Origin of the sequence: Paenibacillus sp. P22 (assembly GCF_000469945.2) — a bacterium.
Lineage (GTDB): Bacteria > Bacillota > Bacilli > Paenibacillales > Paenibacillaceae > Paenibacillus_O > Paenibacillus_O humicus.
Genome location: NZ_CBRA020000203.1, coordinates 1 through 5815 on the forward strand (window position 1 = coordinate 1; position 5815 = coordinate 5815).

A 5815-nucleotide genomic window follows, 5' to 3' on the forward strand; every position below is an offset into this window, starting at 1 on the left:
CGCCTCCTGTCCTGATCCTCTATATCTGGGTCCGTTCCCTGTTTCCGAATCATCCGGCGATTCTCTTCATTCAGCTCAGCGACTGGATGATGCGGTCCGAGATTCTCTCATAGCCTTCGTGATTGGGATGAAAATGGTCGGAGGACAAATAGCCGGAGCCATGCAGCTGGAACAGATCCAGCACCGGAACGAGAACCGCATGCGGGTCCTTGCTCAGGACGGCGAAAGCCTCGTCGTTCCATTTCTGTACGGGAACGATTCCTTCTTTCAATTCGGGAATGTCGTAGAATGGATTATATAGGCCGGCATAAGCGATGGTCGCGTCCGGATTGATGGCGCGGATCCGGCCGATCACGCTCTTGAACGATGCAATGGCTTCCGGAATGCGCGACGCGACGCTTTCCACCGAAATATCGGATGCATTGCCTTCCTCCGCTTGCGACAATGCAGTCCGGAACAAGTCGTTGCCTCCGATCGTGAGCAAAATCAGGTTCGCCTGCCGGATCGGGTAGGCCATCCCCTGGTCCTTTTCCAGCATTTCGTCCAGCTCGCTGGCCGTCAGGCCGGCGACAGCCAAGTTGTTGATTTGCTGAACCGGTTTTCCTGTCGCCTGGCCGAGGCCTTTGATCACCTGCTTCACATACCCTTCGCCGGTGTTGTCCCCGACGCCTTTCGTCAAGGAATCCCCCAGCGCGGTCACATAAATGGTTGAAGCCGCTGCGAAGGAACCGCCCGTCTCCGCGAGGACGGGCTTTTTTGCCGGAGCTGTCAGCCCGCTTCCGCTGCCGAGCATGTCCTGAACGGCATAAACAAAGCCTCCGCCGAGCAGCAGCGTGGCTGCAAGCGAGCCGGTGCCAAGAATCCGCCATAACCGGCTGGAATCCATTCTCTTTTCCCCCTTGACTCATTTACCGTTTTTTAATTTACGACGCTTTGTACTTAAAAATAAGGCTTTCGACAAGAATTTGCAAATAAAGCCAGCACAATGATTTCCGGCTTTTGACACCCTAAGGTCCCGCATCGGGAGCGACATGAAAAAACCGCTCCGGGATTCTCCTTGAAGCAGGAGAACCGGAACGGCTGTGCATGCGCCGAGCTGCCGGCGACGCCGGCAAATCAATCGTTGTAGCGGACGGATAAAGCTTCGGCGGCGGATCTGGCGAGAGCTCTCGCTTCCTCGGCATTCGAGGCGGTGCTGAGCGCTACCGCCATGCGGCGGCCCTTTCGCGTGTCGGGCTTGCCGAACACCCGAACTTGAGTCGATGGAACCGCAAGCGCGTCCTCCAGGCCTTCGATCGTGAAATCGCGGTGGTCCCGGGTCGCCTTGAGCGTATGGCTCGCTCCAGGGGACAGCAGACGGACAGAAGGAACCGGGAAGCCGAGAATCGCCCTCACATGCAGCGCGAATTCGGACAGGTCCTGGGTGGCCATCGTGACCATGCCCGTATCATGCGGCCTCGGCGACACTTCGCTGAACAGGACGCCCTCTTCCGTCAGGAACAGCTCGACTCCGTACAAGCCCCAGCCGCCGAGAGCGTCCGTGATCTGCCTGGCGATATGCTCCGACTGCTCCAGCTGGGCGGCGCTCATGCCGTGAGGCTGCCACGATTCGATATAATCGCCGTCCTTCTGCACATGGCCGATCGGCTCGCAGAAGACCGTGCCCGATACGGAACGGACCGTGAGCAGCGTGATTTCGGATTGGAAATGGACGAAGCCTTCGACGATAACGCGTTTCTTCTTGGCGCGTCCGCCTTCCATGGCGTAATTCCAGCAGCTGGCGATCTCCGCTTCGGAGCGGCAGACGCTCTGGCCTTTGCCCGACGAGCTCATGATCGGCTTGATGACGCATGGCAGTCCGAGCTCCAGCACGGCGTCGCGCATCTCCTCGTAGGAGTCGGCGAACCGGTACGGCGCTGTCGGCAGGCGCAGCGTCTCGGCCGCGAGCCTGCGGATGCCCTCCCGGTCCATCGTCAGCCTGGCGGCTCTTGCCGTCGGAACGACCTTGAAGCCCTCCTGCTCCAGCTCTACGAGAGTGGAGGTGGCGATCGCTTCGATTTCCGGAACGATGAGGTCGGGCTTCTCCAGCTTGATCAGATTCCGGAGCTGCTCCGGATCCAGCATATCGATGACATGGGAGCGATGGGCGACGCCCATGGCGGGAGCGTCTGCATACCGGTCGACGGCGACCGTCTCGACTCCCAGACGCTGCGCTTCGATAATCACTTCCTTGCCGAGCTCGCCTGAACCGAGCAGAAGCATTTTGCGGGCCCGCGAAGAGAGCGGAGAACCGTAGGACATGATGATACCCCCTATATAATGGCGTTGATGGCATCTGCCTCCATGGCAATGTATACCGAGACGAATGTCATCTTATTGTGGATGCTGTCTATCGAAAAATCAAGCTTGCCTTATGGAGAAACCTATGCGGATGAGCTCTTGGATCGCCTAGGGAACGATGAATCGGTGCCTGAAGCTGCGATGCACGCGAAACGATTCAGCCAAGAGTATAAGGCAGCTGTTCCGCATCAGGAAGCCGTCATTGTTTGAACGAGAAAAAAAGGGAAGACCCGGGATCGGCAGAGCGCGCTCTGCCGATCCCGGGTCTTTTCTAATCGTTCGCTGCCGCATTCGGCAGGTGAATCGCAAATGATCATTCCGTCCCCAAAGCTCAGCCTGGAAAAATAAGGAGCAGGCTCGGAACGGACCTTATCGGTGCATGTCCCGCTTTGCATGAGCGGATCAAGGCTTGAAACGAGCTTTATTCCTGCCAATGCGGCTTAGCGGAGGGAAGGGATCTATCCTGAAGCCTACGGCTTGGAAGCAGCCTTGGCGCCTCTCCTCCAGCCGCTCGCCTAGGCGGAGAGGAACCGGTACTGGGCATCGATGAGCCCGCGGTACACGCCTCCGTGCAGCATCAGCTGGGCATGGTCGCCCTGCTCGACGATGCGCCCGTGATCCAGCACGATGATATTGTCGCAGTGGCGGATCGTAGAGAGACGGTGAGCGATGATGAAGCTCGTGCGGCCGGCCAGCAGCGTCTTGAGCGCTTCTTGAATTTTGAGCTCCGTCTCGGTGTCGATGCTCGCCGTCGCCTCGTCGAGGATGAGAATCGCCGGATCGGCGAGCAGCGCCCGGGCGAAGCTGAGCAGCTGCCGCTGGCCCATCGACAGCACGCTGCCGCGCTCCTGGACCTCGGTGTCGTAGCCGTCGGGAAGGCTGGCGATGAAATCATGGGCATGCACGGCGCGCGCCGCCATCTCCACCTCCTCGTCGGTCGCGTTCAGCCGCCCGAAGCGGATGTTGTCGCGGATCGTGCCGGAGAAGATGAACGTGTCCTGAAGCACGATGCCGACCTGCGTGCGCAAGCTTTCGAGGGTGACGTCGCGGATGTCGGTGCCGTCGATCGTCACCCTGCCTTCCACCGGATCGTAGAATCGGCAGAGCAGATTGATGATCGTGCTTTTGCCTGAGCCCGTATGCCCGACGAGGGCGATCGACTGGCCCGCGCGAGCCTCCAGCGAGATGCCTTTCAAGGCCGGGCGGCCCTTTTCATATTCAAAGACAATATTCTCGAAGCTGACATCGCCCTTGATGCCGGTCAGCAGGCGGGCGCGGCCGCTTTCCTTGACGGTAGGATCCTCGTCGATGAACTCGAAGATCCGCTCCGAGCTCGCCATCGCGACGAGCAGCTGGGAGTACATCTGGCCAAGCCGGTTGATGGGATCCCAGAAGTTGCCCACGTAGTTGGCGAAGCCGACGAGCACGCCGATCGTGATCGCTCCGACCTGGATGAGATGGGAGCCGTACCAGAACAGAATCAGCGTGCCGATCGCCGAGGTGATTTCGATGACCGGACCGAACGTCTGGTTGAGCGCCGATGCGCGGTTCCAGCTGTTCAGGTTGACCGTGTTCATATTGTCGAAGAACTTGTAGTTTTCTTTCTCCTGGACGTAAGCCTGCGTCACCTTCATTCCCTGGATCGCTTCGTTGAGATGGGAATTGAGGCGGGACTGCTTGATCCGGACGTCCTGCCAGGCGAAGCGGATCCGCTTGCGCAGAGCCGTCGAGACGACGAACATGAGCGGAACCGTGATCATGACGCGAGGCCGAGCTTGAAGTTCCAGAGGAGCAGAATCGCCACGATGCCGACGAGCTGGATGCAGTCCATGAGCAGGTTGACGACTCCGCTCGTGAACAGGTCCTGCAGCGAGTTGACGTCGTTGGTGACGCGCACGAGCACGGAGCCGGCCGGGCGCTTGTCGAAGAAGCGGAAGCTGAGCTTCTGGATATGCTCGAACAGCTGCTGCCGCAGGTCGAAGATGACCTTCTGTCCGATAATGTTCGTATACTTGATCCGGATCGCGTTCGCAATCCATTGGATGATGTAGAGTGCCAGCATGACGCCGCCGTACATGAGCAGCATGCTCTTGTCGTTTTTGCCGATGGCGTCGTCGATGGCCAGGATGATGACGGCCGGAGCGGCCAGGCGCGTGAACGTGCCGAGCAGCATCATGAACACCATCGGGATGAGCTGGCGGTAATACGGCTTCATGTAGCCGAACAGGCGTCCGATCTGCTTCCAGTTGAACGGCTTCTCGATGATGTCGTCATCCTGGTACTTGAACCGCTGGCGCTGGGATTCCGCCGCGGCCTGCATTTGTCCGTCCAGGCTTCCCGCCTGGCCGGTTTCCGCAAGGATGTCCTTCTTCTTGCTTGCCATTATGCCGTTCCTCCCTTCACGGCCGGCTCGTCTTCGCCGCTTTGCGGACGGTCGGCGTACTGGATGTTGTAGACGTCGCGGTAAGGACCTTGCTGGCGGATCAGCTGCTGATGGGTGCCGCGCTGGGTGATCCGGCCTCCGTCCAGGACGAGAATTTCGTCGGCGTCCTTGAGCGAGCTGATGCGGTGGGCGATGATGAACGTCGTCCGGCCCCGCATCAGTTCCTTGAAGCCGGCCTGGATCTCATGCTCGGTTTCCATGTCGACCGCGCTCGTAGCGTCGTCGAGCACGAGGATATGCGGATTGCGGATCAAGGCCCGGGCAATCGCGATCCGCTGCTTCTGGCCGCCCGAGAGGCCCATGCCGCGCTCGCCGACGAGCGTGTCGTAGCCGAGCGGCAGCTCCATGATGAATTCATGGGCTTTGGACAGCTTGGCCGCGCGTTCGATCTCCTCCATCGTAGCGTCCTTGTTGGCATAAGCGATGTTGTCGCGGATCGAGGCCGAGAACAGGAAGGTTTCCTGGAAGACGGTCGCGATCTGGCTGCGCAGGCTCTGGACGTCGACGTTGCGGATATCGAAGCCGTCGACCGTGATGCGGCCCTGCTTGACGTTGTAGGCATGCATCAGCAGCTGGATGATCGTGCTCTTGCCGGAGCCTGTGCCGCCCAGCAGGCCGATCACCTTGCCCGGAGGGGCGTCGAAGCTGATGTCCCGCAGGGCAGGCTCCTTGTCCGCATAAGAGAAGGTGACGTTTTCAAACCGGACATGGCCTTTGATCGTATCCTTGTCGAGGACGACCGCGTCCTCGACGCTTTTCACATGGACGTAGGAATGGAGAAGTTCAAGCACGCGCTCCCCGGAAGCCTTGGACTGCGTGTAGTTGTTGATGAGGAAGCCGATGTTCCACATCGGACCGATGATGTACCAGATCATGCTGAAGAAGGCGACAAGCTCCCCAAGCGTCAGAGGCCCGTCGATGACCCGCASCCCCCCGGCTACGAGCAGGATGACGACGTGCCTGTATGTTCAAGTTCATCGATGATCATCATAAACGGGAATTCCCCTTAGCGAATATAAGGCCGGCCTTGAC

General features: G+C 59.4%; 3 protein-coding genes and 2 pseudogenes. 1 reads left to right on the plus strand and 4 read right to left on the minus strand.

Annotated features, from left to right (window positions below):
- Positions 1-70: 70 nt before the first annotated feature.
- Entirely contained in the window at positions 71-886 is an 816-nt protein-coding gene (locus BN871_RS22650) for a GDSL-type esterase/lipase family protein (protein WP_021881080.1), read from the minus strand.
- A gap of 230 nt (positions 887-1116) precedes the next feature.
- Positions 1117-2301: a formate-dependent phosphoribosylglycinamide formyltransferase gene (gene purT / locus BN871_RS22655; protein ID WP_048749050.1), complete on the minus strand. Its 1185-nt coding sequence runs from the start codon at positions 2299-2301 to the stop codon at positions 1117-1119.
- Between the two features lie 18 nt (positions 2302-2319).
- Between purT and BN871_RS22660 the strand changes: the two genes are divergently transcribed.
- Entirely contained in the window at positions 2320-2550 is a 231-nt protein-coding gene (locus BN871_RS22660) for a hypothetical protein (RefSeq protein WP_048749052.1), read from the plus strand.
- 305 nt (positions 2551-2855) lie between these two features.
- Here BN871_RS22660 and BN871_RS22665 read toward each other — a convergent pair.
- Positions 2856-4660, minus strand: a pseudogene (locus BN871_RS22665) (ABC transporter ATP-binding protein).
- Between the two features lie 62 nt (positions 4661-4722).
- Positions 4723-5739: pseudogene (locus BN871_RS22670) on the minus strand (ABC transporter ATP-binding protein); the annotation flags it as partial.
- Positions 5740-5815 lie beyond the last annotated feature (76 nt).